A 17,641-nucleotide genomic window follows, 5' to 3' on the forward strand; every position below is an offset into this window, starting at 1 on the left:
TATGCAGGATACGGATTTTTTCAGCTGGCGTCGCACGATGCTGTTGCGTTTTCAGAGGATGGAGGCCGCAGAAGAGGTCTACCATGAAATAGAGCTTCAGGCTCAGCAGCTGGAGTACGATTACTATTCGTTATGTGTTCGCCACCCGGTACCATTCACGCGACCTAAAGTGGCTTTCTACACCAATTACCCTGAGGCGTGGGTTAGTTATTATCAGGCAAAAAACTTTCTCGCAATTGATCCCGTGCTGAACCCTGAAAACTTTAGTCAGGGCCATTTAATGTGGAATGATGACTTATTCAGCGAAGCACAGCCATTATGGGAAGCCGCGCGCGCGCATGGTTTACGCCGCGGTGTCACTCAGTATTTAATGCTGCCAAATCGGGCGCTGGGCTTTTTGTCCTTTTCCCGTTGCAGCACGCGCGAAATACCCATTCTTAGTGATGAACTGCAATTAAAAATGCAGTTACTGGTGCGCGAAAGTCTGATGGCTCTGATGCGTTTAAATGATGAAATAGTGATGACGCCAGAGATGAATTTCAGCAAGCGCGAAAAAGAAATTCTGAAATGGACGGCGGAAGGGAAGACATCAGCAGAGATAGCGATGATTTTGTCAATCTCTGAGAATACGGTCAATTTCCATCAGAAAAACATGCAGAAAAAAATCAATGCACCGAATAAGACCCAGGTGGCCTGTTACGCAGCCGCTACTGGCTTAATTTGATCGCTTTTCTTTCTGCGTGCCAGATGCAAAAACCGGCTGAAAGGCACGCTCTCAGCCGGTTTTATATTACTGACGGTAGGCTTGTTTAATTTGCTTAACCGTTTTGGAAAATACTGCAGCCTGGGTTTCGTCTTCGATCAGCGCAAGCTGTTTTTCCATCTTTAACATCACGCGGCCCGCGTCAGCTTGTCCCATCGCCTGCAGCATCAGCGTCAGCATCGCTTTCAGGCAGGAGACTTCATTTGCCAGTTCTTGATTATTCTCGGCAGTAGAAAAATCAGGCGTACTCATTTATTTTCCTCGTCATGTTGCAATGAAAATTTGCGGTGAAAAATGTTAAGGCGGCGGAGTATACCATAAGCTTTGCTAAAAATAGCAGTGGTTGTTTTTTGAGCGTGATATCGGCAGTACTATAAAATACGTTAATATAATGACCAATAAATATTTTTATCATGAATGTTTTTTGCCCGTATTGTTCGGGTTAATTAATGTTACATATTCAGCGGGCTGATTTTCATTTTTGCTGAATAAAGTCAATTTTTGTCACATTTCATCGTAGGGCTTACTGTGAAACGATCCCGGAAGCCGTTGGTGACGGGCGTGACCATAACTGTGGACAATCGAATTTACAAAAACGAGAGAAAAATCGAATACCCACCATTTTTAACGTTTCAAAGTTGCAATAAAAACCGCTAATATACGAATGACTAACTATCAGTAGCGTTATCCCTATTTCTGGAGATATTCCTTTGATCAACGTTCTACTTGTTGATGACCACGAACTGGTGCGCGCAGGGATACGACGCATTCTGGAAGATATAAAGGGTATAAAAGTCGTCGGTGAGGCATCGTGCGGTGAAGACGCCGTTAAGTGGTGCCGGGCAAATGCCGTTGACGTGGTGCTAATGGACATGAGTATGCCGGGCATTGGCGGCCTTGAGGCGACGCGTAAAATCGCGCGTTCCACAGCTGATGTCAAAATCATCATGCTTACGGTCCATACAGAAAACCCTTTACCAGCGAAAGTCATGCAGGCCGGTGCTGCGGGCTACCTCAGCAAAGGCGCGGCTCCGCAGGAAGTCGTGAGTGCGATCCGTTCTGTCTATTCAGGGCAGCGTTACATTGCTTCTGACATCGCTCAACAAATGGCGTTAAGCCAGATCGAACCAGAAAAAACAGAAAGCCCATTTGCCAGTTTGTCTGAACGTGAATTGCAGATTATGCTGATGATCACCAAGGGCCAGAAGGTCAATGAGATCTCAGAACAGCTCAATCTCAGTCCGAAAACGGTGAACAGCTACCGCTATCGTATGTTCAGTAAACTAAACATTCATGGCGATGTTGAGCTGACTCACCTGGCAATTCGCCATGGTCTGTGTAATGCGGAGACATTATCAAGTCAGTGAGTGATCAGTTTGACGCAAAAGCGTTTTTAAAAACCGTAACCAGCCAGCCAGGCGTTTATCGCATGTACGATGCTGGTGGTACGGTTATCTATGTCGGCAAAGCGAAAGACCTGAAAAAACGGCTTTCCAGCTATTTCCGTAGCAACCTCGCTTCGCGCAAAACCGAAGCGCTGGTCGCCCAGATCCAGCAAATTGATGTAACGGTTACTCATACAGAAACCGAAGCGCTGTTGCTGGAACACAACTACATCAAACTCTATCAGCCGCGTTACAACGTTTTGCTACGCGATGATAAATCTTATCCCTTTATCTTCCTGAGTGGCGATACCCACCCGCGTCTGGCGATGCATCGTGGTGCGAAGCATGCCAAAGGTGAATATTTCGGCCCGTTCCCGAATGGCTATGCCGTACGTGAAACACTGGCGCTACTGCAAAAGATATTCCCCATTCGCCAGTGCGAAAATAGTGTTTATCGCAATCGCTCGCGTCCGTGTCTGCAATATCAGATAGGGCGCTGTCTGGGACCGTGCGTTGAAGGACTGGTGAGTGAAGAAGAGTACGCTCAGCAGGTCGAGTATGTGCGCCTGTTTTTGTCTGGCAAGGATGATCAGGTGCTTACGCAACTCATTAGCCGTATGGAAACTGCCAGCCAGAATCTGGAGTTTGAAGAAGCGGCACGTATTCGCGACCAAATTCAGGCGGTGCGACGCGTCACCGAAAAACAGTTTGTGTCCAATACCGGCGACGACCTCGACGTTATTGGTGTGGCGTTCGATGCGGGCATGGCTTGTGTCCACGTATTGTTCATTCGTCAGGGTAAAGTGCTCGGCAGCCGCAGCTATTTCCCGAAAGTGCCTGGCGGTACGGAACTGAGCGAGGTGGTGGAAACCTTCGTAGGTCAGTTCTATTTACAAGGCAGCCAGATGCGCACCTTACCGGGTGAGATCCTGCTCGATTTTAATCTTAGCGATAAAACGCTGCTCGCCGATTCCCTTTCAGAACTGGCGGGACGCAAGATTAATGTTCAAACCAAACCTCGCGGCGATAGGGCGCGTTATCTGAAACTCGCGCGTACCAATGCGGCGACGGCCTTAACCAGCAAACTTTCGCAGCAATCTACCGTTCACCAGCGGCTGACAGCACTTGCCAGCGTGTTGAAATTACCGGAAGTGAAGCGGATGGAGTGCTTTGACATCAGCCATACCATGGGTGAACAAACCGTCGCTTCCTGTGTGGTGTTTGATGCTAACGGCCCGCTGCGTGCGGAGTATCGGCGCTATAACATTACTGGCATTACGCCGGGCGATGATTATGCGGCGATGAATCAGGTGCTGCGTCGGCGTTATGGTAAAGCCATCGACGACAGTAAGATCCCGGATGTGATCCTTATTGACGGCGGCAAAGGCCAGCTTGCGCAGGCGAAAAATGTCTTCGCCGAACTGGATGTCTCATGGGATAAAAATCATCCGCTGCTACTTGGCGTTGCCAAAGGTGCAGATAGGAAGGCAGGGTTGGAAACGCTGTTCTTTGAGCCGGAAGGTGAGGGATTCAGTTTGCCGCCAGATTCTCCCGCGCTGCATGTTATCCAGCATATTCGCGATGAATCACACGATCACGCGATTGGCGGGCACCGTAAAAAACGGGCGAAGGTCAAAAATACCAGTTCCCTGGAAACCATTGAAGGCGTCGGGCCAAAACGTCGGCAAATGTTGTTGAAATATATGGGCGGTTTGCAAGGTTTACGTAACGCCAGCGTCGAGGAAATTGCAAAAGTGCCGGGTATTTCGCAAGGTCTGGCAGAAAAGATCTTCTGGTCGTTGAAACATTGATGTCTCTGTAGCAACATAGGGGTAATCTTACTGACAACAGATAGTTACCCGTCATTATGCAATTTAATATCCCTACGTTGCTTACACTGTTCCGTGTCATCCTTATCCCATTCTTTGTATTGGTCTTTTATTTGCCTGTCACCTGGTCGCCGTTTGCCGCCGCGCTCATTTTCTGCGTCGCGGCGGTGACTGACTGGTTCGATGGTTTTCTGGCACGCCGCTGGAACCAGAGTACCCGGTTTGGTGCTTTCCTTGACCCAGTAGCAGATAAAGTTCTCGTGGCTATCGCCATGGTGCTGGTAACCGAGCATTACCACAGCTGGTGGGTGACCTTACCGGCAGCAACGATGATCGCCCGTGAAATTATTATTTCTGCGCTACGCGAATGGATGGCGGAGTTGGGTAAACGCAGTAGCGTGGCTGTCTCCTGGATTGGGAAAGTGAAAACCACTGCCCAGATGGTAGCGCTGGCCTGGCTGCTGTGGCGTCCGAACATTTGGGTTGAGTACGCCGGTATTGCACTTTTCTTTGTGGCTGCGGTACTGACTCTGTGGTCAATGTTGCAATATTTGAGCGCTGCGCGTGCAGATTTGCTTGATCAGTGATCGTTTCGGCGTAATTTTCAGCAAACGATCAAAAGTGGTGAAAAATATCGTTGACTCATCGCGCCAGGTAAGTAGAATGCAACGCATCGAACGGCGGCACTGATTGCCAGACGATAATAAAATCAAGTGATTAACTGATTGCTTGATGAATGCGGGAATAGCTCAGTTGGTAGAGCACGACCTTGCCAAGGTCGGGGTCGCGAGTTCGAGTCTCGTTTCCCGCTCCAGTTTAAAAGACATCGGCGTCAAGCGGATGTCTGGCTGAAAGGCCTGAAGAATTTGGCGCGTTAACAAAGCGGTTATGTAGCGGATTGCAAATCCGTCTAGTCCGGTTCGACTCCGGAACGCGCCTCCACTTTCTTCCCGAGCCCGGATGGTGGAATCGGTAGACACAAGGGATTTAAAATCCCTCGGCGTTCGCGCTGTGCGGGTTCAAGTCCCGCTCCGGGTACCATGGGAAAGATAAGAATAAAATCAAAGCAATAAGCAGTGTCGTGAAACCACCTTCGGGTGGTTTTTTTGTGCCTGCAACTTGTCGTTACACCCTCCTTAATTTTTAATCACCGGCAAAGCCACTCAAAAAGTATCTCTGATACGGACCGGCATGTAAGATAGGTGCTGGCGAGTTGAGATCCACAAGGAAAAGCGTATGAAAACGGGACCGTTAAACGAAAGTGAGTTGGAATGGCTGGACGATATTCTGACCAAATACAACACTGACCACGCCATCCTTGATGTGGCGGAGCTGGACGGTTTATTGACGGCGGTGTTGAGTTCTCCGCAAGAGATTGAACCGGCACAGTGGCTGGTTGCCGTGTGGGGTGGGGCTGACTATGTGCCGCGCTGGGCATCAGAGAAAGAGATGACGCGCTTTATGAACCTGGCTTTTCAGCATATGGCTGATACCGCAGAGCGTCTGAACGAATTCCCGGAGCAGTTTGAGCCGTTATTCGGCTTGCGAGAAGTCGATGGCAGCGAGCTGACGATTGTTGAGGAGTGGTGCTTTGGCTATATGCGGGGCGTGGCACTTTCTGACTGGTCAACGTTGCCCGATTCGTTAAAACCAGCGCTGGAGGCGATTGCGCTGCACGGTACTGAGGAAAACTTCGAGCGGTTAGAGAAGATGTCGCCAGAAGCGTTTGAAGAGAGCGTAGATGCCATTCGACTGGCGGCGCTTGATCTACATGCGTACTGGATGGCGCATCCGCAGGAAAAAGCTGTTCAGCAACCGATCAAAGCAGAAGAGAAACCGGGTCGTAACGATCCTTGTCCGTGCGGCAGTGGTAAGAAATTTAAGCAGTGCTGCCTGCATTAAGAGGTCAAATTGGGTGTCAGCGTTAATTCTGGCACCCAATAAGATCTAATCATCCCACTTCTGGTAACAACCCTGCCGCAATCAAAAATTGCACGCCAATCACAGCAATACCACAGAGAAACACCACCACCAGCGCCGGACGACCACCTTTCACCCGGTAACCCGCCTGAGGTTTGTGCTTTCTGCTTTGCCAGGTCAACAGCGAAGGGATAATCAATGCCAGTACCGCCAGCGCCACACCGGCGTAACCCAGCGCCATCACAAATCCTCGTGGATAAAACAGTGCAAACGCCAACGGCGGCAGAAAGGTAATTGCACCAGTTTGCAATCGTCCACCAACGGTATTTGAACGCTGAAACAAATCTGCCAGATAATCAAATAAACCTAACGCAACGCCGAGAAATGACGTGGCGAGGGCTAAATCAGCAAATAAATGCACCGCCAGCTCAACATGCGGAGAGGCCACCATTTCGCGTAACGCCTGTAACAGCCCGTTTAATCCAGCATGATTAGCCAGCAATCCCATAAAGGTTGTTGAATCAATGCTGCCAAGCGTTGCCACCTGCCAGAAAATATATGCCACCAGGGGGATCGCACTACCGGTTATAAACACCCAGCGTAGCTTACGAACGTTGCCATCCATATAGCTGACAATACTCGGTACGCTACCGTGAAAACCAAACGACGTAAAAATCACCGGGATTGCAGACAGAGCCAGCCCCTGTTGCAACGGCAGGGTTAAAAGATTCACTTTGTGAATATGCGGTAGCAGCAATACCAGCATCACCACCAGAAAAATAATCTTGGCGCTGAACAGAAAACGGTTAAACAAATCGACCAGCGATGTCCCGACACAAACCACGCCACCGGCAACAAAAGTGAACAACAGCACGCCAGCGGTTGCCGACATTGAAATACCTGTCCAGTCGCTGATGCTGGAGGCCAACAATTCACCGGCACCGCTGATGTATGCCGCAGTTAGAGCATACATTAAGAACATCATACTGAAGCCCGTCAGCCACTGACCGTAGCGTCCCAGATAGCGTTTTGCCAGCGTGCCCAGGCCGGTATCTGCCGGGACATGCTGGTACACCTCCAGCAGTAATAGCGCCGTGTAGCACATCAACGCCCAAAGCCCAATCAACAAGATTAACGTGACGCTAAAACCAACACCTGCAGCAGCCAGCGGCATTGCCAGCATGCCTGCGCCAATTGTGGTTCCCGCCACGATAAAAACACTTCCCAGAGTTCTGTTTTTCACGCTTTCTTCTGTCCTGACGATCTTTATGAGTGATATCTGCGGCGCAGGTTAAGGCATAACGGCTGCTTCGTCAAACCGGCGTTACATATGGTGTAAATATAAATGTACAATAAAATGCGTTCAGTCCTGCGCTGGCGCAAAGTCTTGGTAAGCGGCAATCGCTACGCTAGCCTTTTTTTGAGGAGGAACGATGGACTCTATTCACGGTCATGAAGTGTTAAATATGATGATTGAATCAGGTGAGCAATATACGCATGCCAGTCTGGAAGCTGCGATTAAAGCGCGTTTTGGTGAACAGGCACGTTTTCACACTTGCTCGGCAGACGGGATGACAGCGGGAGAGCTGGTAGCGTTTCTGGCAGCAAAAGGCAAATTTATACCTTCGGAAGACGGTTTTTCGACCGATCAGAGTAAGATTTGCCGTCACTGATTTGAAACGGCGGCAGTAAACCTGCCGCCGGAGAACATTAGTTTTGTGTGTCGAGGGTAGAGAGTTCTTTGTCGATAAAATACAAACCTTCGCCGCTTTTGCCTGCCAGACTTAATTTATCAATAATCGATTTGAACAGTTTCTCTTCTTCATGCTGCTCAGAAACATACCATTGCAGGAAATTAAATGTTGGGTAGTCCTGATTGGTCATTGCAGCATGAGCCAGTTCGTTAATTTTCTGCGTGATTAATTGTTCGTGTTTATAGGTTTCCTGGAATAATTCATCAAGTGAGGAATATTCAGCAAACGGAGATTCAACGGTATTAATACGCGGTAAGTTGCCGGTATCAGTCAGATAATCAAACAGACGCTGCATATGCGTCATCTCTTCCTGGGCGTGGCGGCGCAGGAACGCGGCAGCACCTTCGAAGGTATGATAGCTGCACCAGGCGCTCATTTGCTGATAAAGCAGTGAAGAGTACAGTTCCAGGTTCATCTGCTCATTAAGTTTTTCAATCATTTCTGGTTTCAGCATGATAGTGCTCCACAAAGGTTATATTTGTTGCTGTGGCGTCACTATAATTTGTTATTTTATTATTTGCAAAAGGTAAAATATAAACTTCATTTATTAAAAATACGAATGGGAATAAAACGCATTACCGCTATTTATTTAATCAGCGAAGATCACCCTCGCTGATTAAAACATTTAGAGAAAGACAGGGAAGGCGGAATGATGGCACTGATATGACAAAGTGAATTCCGTATTCAAACATAAGGAACCCGCAAAGAGGCTACAGTTGCCTACTGGCTGACCAAAGGGGATAGCGTGGGTATAGCCTTCCTGCTGGCATGCGCGATCGGCGATCCCGCGACTGACATAACGATCGGTACGGGCATGCTGCAAAAAAGCCTGATCATAAACCAACCGAACAATACCTGTTGCCGCGTCAACTTCGCCCACATGAGCCTGGCGAGTAACTGTGCACCCCGCCAGCGTTATTAATGAAAGAGTCAGAATCAGAAGTCTCATGGTCCAGCCAGAAGAGTAAAAGAAAGCAGTATTTTACGCGTTACAGCGCTGCGACAATGGCCGGAAAAGACGCCTGGCAGGCGCTATTTCTCGCCATCTGTATGTGTCAGAAAGGGGGGGCTGCTTTTTGATTATCATTTTTATAACATTAAAGGGGTATTTATGTGATTTGCATCACATAAAGATTGATTTTTGTGATGGTTGTCATATTATAAGTGCAAAGACAATAACACCTGCATAACAAATAATCGGAGTGCCGCGATGAAACTGCGCAAAATCCTGAAAAGTATGTTCAATAACTATTGCAAGACGTTCAAAGACGTACCGCCAGGCAATATGTTCCGATAACAAAAAACCTGCTCCGGCAGGTTTTTTTGTGTCCTGATGACGGTGGATGTGACTATCGCTGAAGATGTGAAGCCGCTACTATAACGGCTTTCAAAATGCTATCAGGAGTTTACGATGTCCCAGCCGCTGAATGCCGATCAGGAACTGGTTTCTGATGTGGTTGCTTGCCAGTTGGTTATCAAACAAATTCTCGACGTTCTCGATGTAATCGCGCCCGTTGAAGTTCGTGAAAAAATGTCCAGCCAGCTGAAGAATATCGACTTTACTAACCATCCCGCCGCCGCAGACCCGGTCACCATGCGGGCAATCCAAAAAGCCATCGCGCTGATTGAACTCAAGTTTACCCCACAGGGCGAATCCCATTAAAAAAACCGCTGCTTCAAAAAGATGAGGCAGCGGTTTCTCAAAAACTTCATCGGCGCAATGCATTAGCGCCGATGTATGATCAATGCAGTTGGTGTGACACGACATTCAGAACATGTTGGTCGGTCTGCACAGGGCACATACCCGCAAGTTTCGCACTGCGCACTTCATCAAGAATGGTTTGCAGCAACAGGCCATCATGCTGCTGTTCTTTTTCCAGATCGCGCAGGAAATTGACGGTTGAATCATCATTCAGTTCTTTCGCTTCATCGGCTAACTGCGCCAGCGTGCTTGAACGTTGCTCGTATTCTTCCATCGTTTTTTGGAACAGTTCTTCCAGAGAGTTCATTTTTTCACCGGGAACATCAATGGCTTTAACGATTGGGGTAGCGCCGACACTCTTCATAAAGTTAAACATGCGCATCATTTGGGTCACATTACTCTGTGCCTGGGCGCGAAGGAAAGTGGCGGTGCCGTTCAGACTCTGTTCAGAACACCAGTTACTCAGGTGAAGGTAGAGATTGGATGCGTAAAACTCGCGGTTCATTTGAGAGTTGAGTTTGAGAAGCATTCCAGCGGTTGCCATACCTAATATCCTTATATCCAGAAGTGGAGAGGTGCAAGATAAATCAAAACACCATAATTACTGTTTGCAGAATAATTCCTTTCTGCCGGTCCGAAATGTGATCGTGGAGTCAATTCTGACGATGATCTGAAATAAGAATAACGTCTGAACGGGTATAAGAAAATGCTTAAATCATCAAGTTTATATATTTTTACATTTCATTGATGAAATCAATGTAACCGCAATGAATTTTAATGATAGTGCTTTTTGTATCTTGTTGATATTAATCGATGAATTTGAATTCATGATGAAGTGATGATTTTATAAAACGTTTTTTCATTTTTGCGATATAGCTCTCATTATACGTGTTCTGTTAATTAATGAGCACAGTGATAATTAATGGCGAAATGAATGACGCGCATTTTCCACATCTTTGAGTTGTGGTTATTACACCATTTCAAAAACTCAACGCCAGGTAATGCGGCCTGTTGACTGGTTAAAAAGAAGACATCCCGCATGGGTACCAAAGACAACAAGGATTTCCAGGCTAATCTTATGGATTAATCTGCTGTGCATTCGACAATTTGTCTGACAAATTGGCTTTCCCTTATGTCTTTTCCCGCTAAATTTATGCACGTTCTCACTGTAATTCTGCGATGTGATATTGCTCTCCTATGGAGAATTAATTTCTCGCTAAAACTATGTCAACACAGTCACTTATCTTTTAGTTAAAAGGTAATGCTTTGTTTTCCGATTAATTTAACGAATGTCATTCGTTTTTGCCCTACACAAAACGACACTAAAGCTGGAGAGAACCATGCACAAATTTACTAAAGCCCTGGCAGCCATTGGTCTGGCAGCCGTTATGTCACAATCCGCTATGGCGGAGAACCTGAAGCTCGGTTTCCTGGTGAAGCAACCGGAAGAGCCGTGGTTCCAAACCGAATGGAAGTTTGCCGATAAAGCTGGGAAGGATTTAGGGTTTGAAGTTATTAAGATTGCCGTGCCGGATGGCGAAAAAACATTGAACGCGATCGACAGCCTGGCTGCCAGTGGCGCAAAAGGTTTCGTTATTTGTACTCCGGACCCGAAACTCGGCTCTGCCATCGTGGCGAAAGCGCGTGGCTACGATATGAAAGTCATTGCCGTGGATGACCAGTTTGTTAACGCCAAAGGCAAGCCAATGGATACCGTTCCGCTGGTGATGATGGCAGCGACCAAAATTGGCGAACGTCAGGGCCAGGAACTGTATAAAGAGATGCAGAAACGTGGCTGGGATGTCAAAGAAAGCGCGGTGATGGCGATTACCGCCAACGAACTGGATACGGCTCGTCGCCGTACTACGGGGTCTATGGATGCGCTGAAAGCTGCAGGATTCCCGGAAAAACAAATTTATCAGGTACCTACCAAATCTAACGACATCCCGGGGGCCTTTGACGCTGCCAACTCAATGCTGATTCAACATCCGGAAGTTAAACATTGGCTGATCGTCGGTATGAACGACAGCACCGTACTTGGCGGCGTACGCGCGACGGAAGGTCAGGGCTTTAAAGCGGCCGATATCATCGGTATCGGTATTAACGGTGTGGATGCGGTGAGCGAACTGTCTAAGGCACAGGCAACCGGCTTCTACGGTTCCCTGCTGCCAAGCCCGGACGTACATGGCTATAAATCCAGCGAAATGCTTTACAACTGGGTAGCAAAAGACGTTGAACCGCCAAAATTTACCGAAGTTACCGACGTGGTATTGATCACGCGTGACAACTTTAAAGAAGAACTGGAGAAAAAAGGTTTAGGCGGTAAGTAATTTGCCGGAAAAATTCCCCTCTGCATGATGCAGAGGGGGTGTGAACGACCAGTGATTCACGGAGACGTTATGCAACAGTCTACCCCGTATCTCTCATTTCGCGGCATCGGTAAAACGTTTCCCGGCGTTAAGGCGCTGACGGATATTAGTTTTGATTGCTATGCCGGTCAGGTTCATGCGTTGATGGGTGAAAATGGCGCAGGAAAATCAACTCTCTTAAAAATCCTCAGCGGCAACTATGCGCCAACCACGGGTTCTGTAGTGATTAATGGGCAGGAAATGTCCTTTTCCGACACGACCGCAGCACTTAACGCGGGTGTGGCGATTATTTACCAGGAACTGCATCTCGTGCCGGAAATGACCGTCGCGGAAAACATCTATCTCGGCCAGCTGCCGCATAAAGGCGGCATTGTGAATCGCTCATTGCTGAATTATGAGGCGGGTTTACAACTTAAACATCTTGGTATGGATATTGACCCGGACACGCCGCTGAAATATCTCTCCATTGGTCAGTGGCAGATGGTTGAAATTGCCAAAGCGCTGGCGCGTAACGCCAAAATTATCACCTTTGATGAGCCAACCAGCTCCCTCTCTGCCCGTGAAATCGACAATCTTTTCCGCGTTATTCGTGAACTGCGAAAAGAGGGGCGGGTGATCTTATACGTTTCTCACCGTATGGAAGAAATATTTGCCCTCAGCGATGCCATCACCGTCTTTAAAGATGGGCGTTATGTCAAAACCTTTACTGATATGCAGCAGGTTGACCACGACGCGCTGGTGCAGGCGATGGTCGGGCGCGACATCGGCGATATCTACGGCTGGCAACCGCGTAGTTATGGTGAGGAGCGCCTGCGTCTTGATGCTGTGAAAGCACCAGGCGTGCGTACGCCAATAAGTCTGTCGGTTCGCAGTGGTGAAATTGTTGGGCTGTTTGGTCTGGTCGGGGCAGGGCGTAGCGAATTAATGAAAGGCATGTTTGGCGGGACGCAAATCACCGCCGGTCAGGTTTATATCGACCAACAGCCGATCGATATTCGTAAACCGAGCCACGCCATTGCCGCAGGCATGATGCTCTGCCCGGAAGATCGCAAAGCCGAAGGCATTATTCCCGTGCACTCCGTTCGCGACAATATCAACATCAGTGCCAGACGTAAACATGTGCTCGGCGGTTGTGTAATCAACAACGGTTGGGAAGAAAACAATGCCGATCACCACATTCGTTCGCTCAACATCAAAACGCCGGGCGCGGAGCAACTGATCATGAATCTCTCAGGCGGAAATCAGCAAAAAGCCATTCTGGGCCGCTGGTTATCGGAAGAGATGAAGGTCATTTTGCTGGATGAACCTACGCGCGGCATTGATGTTGGCGCTAAGCACGAAATATATAACGTAATTTATGCGCTGGCGGCGCAGGGTGTGGCGGTGCTGTTTGCCTCCAGCGACTTACCTGAAGTCCTCGGCGTTGCCGACCGGATTGTGGTGATGCGGGAAGGCGAAATCGCCGGTGAATTGTTACACGAGCAGGCAGATGAGCGTCAGGCACTGAGCCTTGCGATGCCTAAAGTCAGCCAGGCAGTTGCCTGAGTAAGGAGAGTATGATGTCTTCTGTTTCTACATCGGGTTCTGGCGCACCTAAGTCGTCATTCAGCTTCGGGCGTATCTGGGATCAGTACGGCATGCTGGTGGTGTTTGCGGTCCTTTTTATCGCCTGTGCCATTTTTGTCCCGAACTTTGCCACCTTCATTAATATGAAAGGGTTGGGCCTGGCAATTTCCATGTCGGGGATGGTGGCTTGTGGCATGTTGTTCTGCCTTGCTTCCGGTGACTTTGACCTTTCTGTCGCCTCCGTAATTGCCTGTGCGGGTGTCACCACGGCGGTGGTTATCAACCTGACTGAAAGCCTGTGGATTGGCGTGGCAGCGGGGTTGTCGCTGGGCGTTCTCTGTGGCCTGGTCAATGGCTTTGTTATCGCCAAACTGAAAATAAATGCTCTGATCACGACACTGGCAACGATGCAGATTGTTCGAGGTCTGGCGTACATCATTTCAGACGGTAAAGCGGTCGGTATCGAAGATGAAAGCTTCTTTGCCCTTGGTTACGCCAACTGGTTCGGTCTGCCTGCGCCAATCTGGCTTACCGTCGCGTGTCTGATTGTCTTTGGTTTGCTGCTGAATAAAACCACCTTTGGGCGTAACACCCTGGCGATTGGCGGGAACGAAGAGGCTGCGCGTCTGGCGGGTGTACCGGTTGTTCGCACCAAAATTATTATCTTTGTTCTCTCTGGTCTGGTATCAGCGATAGCCGGAATTATTCTGGCTTCACGTATGACCAGTGGGCAGCCAATGACGTCGATTGGTTATGAGCTGATTGTTATCTCCGCCTGCGTTTTAGGTGGCGTTTCTCTGAAAGGTGGCATCGGAAAAATCTCATATGTGGTGGCGGGTATCTTAATTTTAGGCACCGTGGAAAACGCCATGAACCTGCTTAATATTTCTCCTTTCGCCCAGTACGTGGTTCGCGGCTTAATCCTGCTGGCAGCGGTGATCTTCGACCGTTACAAGCAAAAAGCGAAACGCACTGTCTGATGCTTTTTTCCACAACAATTTAGCGTTTTTTCCCACCAAAGCCAGCCGCCACAACGGTTGGCTGTTCTTCGTTACAAATGGCGACCCCCGTCACACTGTCTATACTTACATGTCTGTAAAGCGCGTTCTGCGCAACACAATAAGAAAAGAGAAGGAGGAGAACCGGGTGACAGAACCGTTAACCGAAACCCCTGAACTATCCGCGAAATATGCCTGGTTTTTTGATCTCGATGGAACGCTGGCGGAAATCAAACCGCATCCCGATCAGGTCGTCGTGCCTGACAATATTCTGCAAGGACTTCAGCTACTGGCAACCGCAAGTGATGGTGCATTGGCATTGATATCAGGGCGCTCAATGGTGGAGCTTGATGCACTGGCAAAACCTTATCGCTTCCCATTAGCGGGCGTGCATGGGGCGGAGCGCCGTGACATCAATGGTAAAACGCATATCGTTCATCTGCCGGATGCGATTGCGCGTGATATTAGCGTGCAACTGCATACGGTCATCGCCCAGTATCCCGGTGCGGAGCTGGAGACGAAAGGGATGGCTTTTGCTCTGCATTATCGTCAGGCTCCGCAGCATGAAGACGCATTAATGACATTAGCGCAACGTATTACTCAGATCTGGCCACAAATGGCGTTACAGCAGGGAAAGTGTGTTGTCGAGATCAAACCGAGAGGTACCAGTAAAGGTGAGGCGATTGCAGCCTTTATGCAGGAAGCTCCCTTTATCGGGCGAACGCCTGTATTTCTGGGCGATGATTTAACCGATGAATCTGGCTTCGCAGTCGTTAACCGGCTGGGCGGAATGTCAGTAAAAATTGGCACAGGCGCAACTCAGGCATCATGGCGACTGGCGGGCGTACCGGATGTCTGGAGCTGGCTTGAAATGATAACCACCGCATTACAACAAAAAAGAGAAAATAACAGGAGTGATGACTATGAGTCGTTTAGTCGTAGTATCTAACCGGATTGCACCACCAGATGAGCACGCCGCCAGTGCCGGTGGCCTTGCCGTTGGCATTCTGGGGGCACTGAAAGCCGCAGGTGGACTGTGGTTTGGCTGGAGTGGCGAAACAGGGAATGAGGATCAGCCGCTAAAAAAGGTGAAAAAGGGTAACATTACGTGGGCCTCTTTTAACCTCAGCGAACAGGACCTTGACGAATACTACAACCAATTCTCCAATGCCGTTCTCTGGCCCGCTTTTCATTATCGGCTCGATCTGGTGCAATTTCAGCGTCCTGCCTGGGACGGCTATCTACGCGTAAATGCGTTGCTGGCAGATAAATTACTGCCGCTGTTGCAAGACGATGACATTATCTGGATCCACGATTATCACCTGTTGCCCTTTGCGCATGAATTACGCAAACGTGGGGTGAATAATCGCATTGGTTTCTTTTTGCATATTCCTTTCCCGACACCGGAAATCTTCAACGCGCTGCCGACATATGACACCTTGCTTGAACAGCTTTGTGATTATGATTTGCTGGGTTTCCAGACAGAAAACGATCGTCTGGCGTTCCTGGATTGCCTTTCTAACCTGACCCGCGTCACGACGCGTAGCGCAAAAAGCCATACGGCGTGGGGCAAAGCGTTTCGAACGGAAGTTTACCCGATCGGCATTGAACCGAAAGAAATAGCGAAACAGGCTGCCGGACCACTGCCGCCAAAACTGGCGCAACTTAAAGCGGAACTGAAAAACGTACAAAATATCTTTTCTGTCGAACGGCTGGATTATTCCAAAGGTTTGCCGGAGCGTTTTCTCGCCTATGAAGCGTTGCTGGAAAAATATCCGCAGCATCATGGTAAAATTCGTTATACCCAGATTGCACCAACGTCGCGTGGTGATGTGCAAGCCTATCAGGATATTCGTCATCAGCTCGAAAATGAAGCTGGACGAATTAATGGTAAATACGGGCAATTAGGCTGGACGCCGCTTTATTATTTGAATCAGCATTTTGACCGTAAATTACTGATGAAAATATTCCGCTACTCTGACGTGGGCTTAGTGACGCCACTGCGTGACGGGATGAACCTGGTAGCAAAAGAGTATGTTGCCGCTCAGGACCCAGCCAACCCGGGCGTTCTTGTTCTTTCGCAATTTGCGGGAGCGGCAAACGAGTTAACGTCGGCGTTAATTGTTAACCCCTATGATCGTGACGAAGTTGCAGCTGCGCTGGATCGTGCATTGACTATGTCGCTGGCGGAACGTATTTCCCGTCATGCAGAAATGCTGGACGTTATCGTGAAAAACGATATTAACCACTGGCAGGAGTGCTTCATTAGCGACCTAAAGCAGATAGTTCCGCGAAGCGCGGAAAGCCAGCAGCGCGATAAAGTTGCTACCTTTCCTAAGCTTGCGTAAGTGCGGTTAATCTCCCGTAAGTGGAACTAACAGCACATCGACCTCACTTGAGGCAATCACTCTTTTCGCCGAGCAGGATGCTCGCGAAAAGAAACTGTGATTGTGATTACCGCAAATAACCAAATCGAAATGATATTTGCGACAAACCTCCAGAATATGTTCGCTTAATTCACCGTAGGCAATAAACGTCTCGTCAACGGGATACCCCGCATCCTGAATTAACTTATCAAGAAAGCTTTGTGTTTCTTCCTGCATCACGCTGCGTAAATCTTCAAGCATCGGCGCGGCTAATTGATTGTACATTTCCGGGTCGGAAGCGAGAGTAATTAAACTGATGTGTCCCTTTACTGGCCTGGCGATAGAAACCGCTTTTGCCAGCAGTTGCTGACTTTCCGGTGTAACCGCAACGGCGACAAGAATATTGCTATAGCTCATAACCTGTTCCTTATTCTGTGAACTTCAGGTGACATTAAAGCTTTACTCCTAATGGAGAATCGACGCAATCCCAACTCAGTCAAACAGGTAAATATTAGTCTGATTATTAGTAAATACAATTAATCAATCACTCTTGGTGATCATATGATTTCAACTGTAATTATAAGAAAACAATATACTGATTCCCCATATTAAACAAGTGGTTAATATATGTAAAACATTTTATTAACATTAAGTTGATTGTTGCCTTTCTTTGTATTTAATTAGTTTGTTGTGCGGTAAGTGTCTGTTAAAAAATAGCTTATCTGGTATTGCATTAAAGCAATTATTTATAGCAGATGATTATTTACGGTGAGTTATTTTAACTGTGCGCAACATCCCATTTCGATTATTCCTGTTTCATTTTTGCTTGCTAGCGTCGCGAAAAAACTTTTTAACAGATTGAAATACACCCAAAACAAAAGTATGACTTATACATTTATGTTAAGTAATTGAGCGTTTTGTGTGATCTGTATCACACATTATTGAAAATCGCAGCCCCCCTCCGTTGTATGTGCGTGTAGTGACGAGTA

General features: G+C 48.1%; 20 protein-coding genes and 3 tRNA genes. 16 read left to right on the top strand and 7 right to left on the bottom strand.

Annotated elements, in window-relative coordinates; genetic code table 11:
- Position 1 precedes the first annotated feature (1 nt).
- A complete protein-coding gene (gene sdiA / locus ACK8NJ_RS09615; RefSeq protein ID WP_001154271.1) occupies positions 2-724 on the top strand; it encodes a transcriptional regulator SdiA in 723 nt (240 codons plus the stop codon).
- Positions 725-790: 66 nt separating this feature from the next.
- Here sdiA and yecF read toward each other — a convergent pair whose 3' ends face one another.
- Together yecF and yecU are read right to left on the bottom strand one after the other, a co-directional pair.
- Positions 791-1,015, bottom strand: a complete 225-nt coding sequence (gene yecF / locus ACK8NJ_RS09620; RefSeq protein ID WP_000106474.1) for a DUF2594 family protein YecF — start codon at positions 1,013-1,015, stop codon at positions 791-793.
- A complete protein-coding gene (gene yecU, locus ACK8NJ_RS09625; protein WP_000590347.1) occupies positions 1,002-1,178 on the bottom strand; it encodes a protein YecU in 177 nt (58 codons plus the stop codon). The genes yecF and yecU overlap by 14 nt, the downstream gene beginning before the upstream one ends.
- A gap of 295 nt (positions 1,179-1,473) precedes the next feature.
- Here yecU and uvrY point away from each other — a divergent pair, with 295 nt between their 5' ends.
- From uvrY to yecA, 7 genes are all read left to right on the top strand, one after another.
- Positions 1,474-2,130, top strand: coding sequence for a UvrY/SirA/GacA family response regulator transcription factor (uvrY, locus tag ACK8NJ_RS09630; protein ID WP_000611328.1), 657 nt, complete (start codon positions 1,474-1,476; stop codon positions 2,128-2,130).
- Positions 2,127-3,959 (top strand): excinuclease ABC subunit UvrC, encoded by a 1,833-nt coding sequence (gene uvrC, locus ACK8NJ_RS09635; RefSeq protein ID WP_001283421.1) that lies wholly within the window; start codon positions 2,127-2,129, stop codon positions 3,957-3,959. The genes uvrY and uvrC overlap by 4 nt, the downstream gene beginning before the upstream one ends.
- 56 nt (positions 3,960-4,015) lie before the next feature.
- Positions 4,016-4,564 (top strand): CDP-diacylglycerol--glycerol-3-phosphate 3-phosphatidyltransferase, encoded by a 549-nt coding sequence (pgsA, locus tag ACK8NJ_RS09640; RefSeq protein WP_001160187.1) that lies wholly within the window; start codon positions 4,016-4,018, stop codon positions 4,562-4,564.
- Between the two features lie 151 nt (positions 4,565-4,715).
- A tRNA-Gly gene (locus ACK8NJ_RS09645) sits at positions 4,716-4,791 on the top strand.
- 54 nt (positions 4,792-4,845) lie between these two features.
- Positions 4,846-4,919 (top strand) — tRNA-Cys (locus ACK8NJ_RS09650).
- Between the two features lie 12 nt (positions 4,920-4,931).
- Positions 4,932-5,018, top strand: a tRNA-Leu gene (locus ACK8NJ_RS09655).
- A 195-nt stretch (positions 5,019-5,213) separates the two neighbouring features.
- A complete protein-coding gene (gene yecA, locus ACK8NJ_RS09660; RefSeq protein WP_000847881.1) occupies positions 5,214-5,879 on the top strand; it encodes a UPF0149 family protein YecA in 666 nt (221 codons plus the stop codon).
- 49 nt (positions 5,880-5,928) lie between these two features.
- On the opposite strand, the gene tyrP is transcribed toward yecA, so the two are convergent.
- A complete protein-coding gene (gene tyrP, locus ACK8NJ_RS09665) occupies positions 5,929-7,140 on the bottom strand; it encodes a tyrosine transporter TyrP (protein WP_097438935.1) in 1,212 nt (403 codons plus the stop codon).
- 190 nt (positions 7,141-7,330) lie between these two features.
- On the opposite strand from tyrP, the gene ACK8NJ_RS09670 reads away from it, so the two are divergent.
- Positions 7,331-7,570: a YecH family metal-binding protein gene (locus ACK8NJ_RS09670; protein WP_001595857.1), complete on the top strand. Its 240-nt coding sequence runs from the start codon at positions 7,331-7,333 to the stop codon at positions 7,568-7,570.
- 37 nt (positions 7,571-7,607) lie between these two features.
- On the opposite strand, the gene ftnA is transcribed toward ACK8NJ_RS09670, so the two are convergent.
- Together ftnA and ACK8NJ_RS09680 are read right to left on the bottom strand one after the other, a co-directional pair.
- The gene (gene ftnA / locus ACK8NJ_RS09675) at positions 7,608-8,105 is read right to left on the bottom strand and encodes a non-heme ferritin (protein ID WP_000917208.1); all 498 of its coding nucleotides are present in this window, start codon (positions 8,103-8,105) and stop codon (positions 7,608-7,610) included.
- 171 nt (positions 8,106-8,276) lie between these two features.
- A complete protein-coding gene (locus tag ACK8NJ_RS09680; RefSeq protein ID WP_001237859.1) occupies positions 8,277-8,600 on the bottom strand; it encodes a YecR-like lipofamily protein in 324 nt (107 codons plus the stop codon).
- Between the two features lie 261 nt (positions 8,601-8,861).
- Here ACK8NJ_RS09680 and azuC point away from each other — a divergent pair, with 261 nt between their 5' ends.
- Together azuC and yecJ are read left to right on the top strand one after the other, a co-directional pair.
- Positions 8,862-8,948: a stress response protein AzuC gene (azuC, locus tag ACK8NJ_RS09685; RefSeq protein WP_010723106.1), complete on the top strand. Its 87-nt coding sequence runs from the start codon at positions 8,862-8,864 to the stop codon at positions 8,946-8,948.
- Between the two features lie 114 nt (positions 8,949-9,062).
- A complete protein-coding gene (yecJ, locus tag ACK8NJ_RS09690) occupies positions 9,063-9,314 on the top strand; it encodes a DUF2766 family protein YecJ (RefSeq protein ID WP_000082127.1) in 252 nt (83 codons plus the stop codon).
- Positions 9,315-9,393: 79 nt separating this feature from the next.
- Here yecJ and ACK8NJ_RS09695 read toward each other — a convergent pair whose 3' ends face one another.
- Positions 9,394-9,897: a non-heme ferritin-like protein gene (locus tag ACK8NJ_RS09695; RefSeq protein ID WP_411962390.1), complete on the bottom strand. Its 504-nt coding sequence runs from the start codon at positions 9,895-9,897 to the stop codon at positions 9,394-9,396.
- A 796-nt stretch (positions 9,898-10,693) separates the two neighbouring features.
- Between ACK8NJ_RS09695 and araF the strand changes: the two genes are divergently transcribed.
- The 5 genes from araF (at position 10,694) to otsA (ending at position 16,634) form a co-directional block, all read left to right on the top strand.
- Entirely contained in the window at positions 10,694-11,683 is a 990-nt protein-coding gene (gene araF / locus ACK8NJ_RS09700) for an arabinose ABC transporter substrate-binding protein AraF (protein WP_001422976.1), read from the top strand.
- A gap of 69 nt (positions 11,684-11,752) precedes the next feature.
- Complete coding sequence (araG, locus tag ACK8NJ_RS09705; RefSeq protein WP_411962391.1) at positions 11,753-13,267, top strand: arabinose ABC transporter ATP-binding protein AraG; 1,515 nt, start codon at positions 11,753-11,755, stop codon at positions 13,265-13,267.
- A gap of 14 nt (positions 13,268-13,281) precedes the next feature.
- Complete coding sequence (araH, locus tag ACK8NJ_RS09710) at positions 13,282-14,268, top strand: arabinose ABC transporter permease AraH (protein ID WP_411962521.1); 987 nt, start codon at positions 13,282-13,284, stop codon at positions 14,266-14,268.
- Between the two features lie 166 nt (positions 14,269-14,434).
- A complete protein-coding gene (otsB, locus tag ACK8NJ_RS09715) occupies positions 14,435-15,235 on the top strand; it encodes a trehalose-phosphatase (RefSeq protein WP_001307855.1) in 801 nt (266 codons plus the stop codon).
- A complete protein-coding gene (otsA, locus tag ACK8NJ_RS09720) occupies positions 15,210-16,634 on the top strand; it encodes an alpha,alpha-trehalose-phosphate synthase (RefSeq protein WP_001295646.1) in 1,425 nt (474 codons plus the stop codon). Before otsB ends, otsA begins: the two co-directional genes overlap by 26 nt.
- Positions 16,635-16,640: 6 nt before the next feature.
- On the opposite strand, the gene uspC is transcribed toward otsA, so the two are convergent.
- Positions 16,641-17,069, bottom strand: a complete 429-nt coding sequence (uspC, locus tag ACK8NJ_RS09725) for a universal stress protein UspC (protein WP_000122422.1) — start codon at positions 17,067-17,069, stop codon at positions 16,641-16,643.
- Between the last annotated feature and the right edge of the window lie 572 nt (positions 17,070-17,641).

It is taken from the genome of Escherichia sp. F1, from assembly GCF_046764225.1.
In the GTDB taxonomy this organism is placed as follows: Bacteria; Pseudomonadota; Gammaproteobacteria; order Enterobacterales; family Enterobacteriaceae; genus Escherichia; species Escherichia coli.

Coding starts and splice junctions, on each gene's coding strand:
- sdiA (WP_001154271.1), top strand. CDS start 2: ATGCAGGATACGGATTTTTTCAGCTGGCGTCGCACGATGCTGTTGCGT.
- yecF (WP_000106474.1), bottom strand. CDS start 1,015: ATGAGTACGCCTGATTTTTCTACTGCCGAGAATAATCAAGAACTGGCA.
- yecU (WP_000590347.1), bottom strand. CDS start 1,178: ATGATAAAAATATTTATTGGTCATTATATTAACGTATTTTATAGTACT.
- pgsA (WP_001160187.1), top strand. CDS start 4,016: ATGCAATTTAATATCCCTACGTTGCTTACACTGTTCCGTGTCATCCTT.
- yecA (WP_000847881.1), top strand. CDS start 5,214: ATGAAAACGGGACCGTTAAACGAAAGTGAGTTGGAATGGCTGGACGAT.
- ACK8NJ_RS09670 (WP_001595857.1), top strand. CDS start 7,331: ATGGACTCTATTCACGGTCATGAAGTGTTAAATATGATGATTGAATCA.
- ftnA (WP_000917208.1), bottom strand. CDS start 8,105: ATGCTGAAACCAGAAATGATTGAAAAACTTAATGAGCAGATGAACCTG.
- ACK8NJ_RS09680 (WP_001237859.1), bottom strand. CDS start 8,600: ATGAGACTTCTGATTCTGACTCTTTCATTAATAACGCTGGCGGGGTGC.
- azuC (WP_010723106.1), top strand. CDS start 8,862: ATGAAACTGCGCAAAATCCTGAAAAGTATGTTCAATAACTATTGCAAG.
- yecJ (WP_000082127.1), top strand. CDS start 9,063: ATGTCCCAGCCGCTGAATGCCGATCAGGAACTGGTTTCTGATGTGGTT.
- ACK8NJ_RS09695 (WP_411962390.1), bottom strand. CDS start 9,897: ATGGCAACCGCTGGAATGCTTCTCAAACTCAACTCTCAAATGAACCGC.
- araF (WP_001422976.1), top strand. CDS start 10,694: ATGCACAAATTTACTAAAGCCCTGGCAGCCATTGGTCTGGCAGCCGTT.
- araG (WP_411962391.1), top strand. CDS start 11,753: ATGCAACAGTCTACCCCGTATCTCTCATTTCGCGGCATCGGTAAAACG.
- araH (WP_411962521.1), top strand. CDS start 13,282: ATGTCTTCTGTTTCTACATCGGGTTCTGGCGCACCTAAGTCGTCATTC.
- otsA (WP_001295646.1), top strand. CDS start 15,210: ATGAGTCGTTTAGTCGTAGTATCTAACCGGATTGCACCACCAGATGAG.
- uspC (WP_000122422.1), bottom strand. CDS start 17,069: ATGAGCTATAGCAATATTCTTGTCGCCGTTGCGGTTACACCGGAAAGT.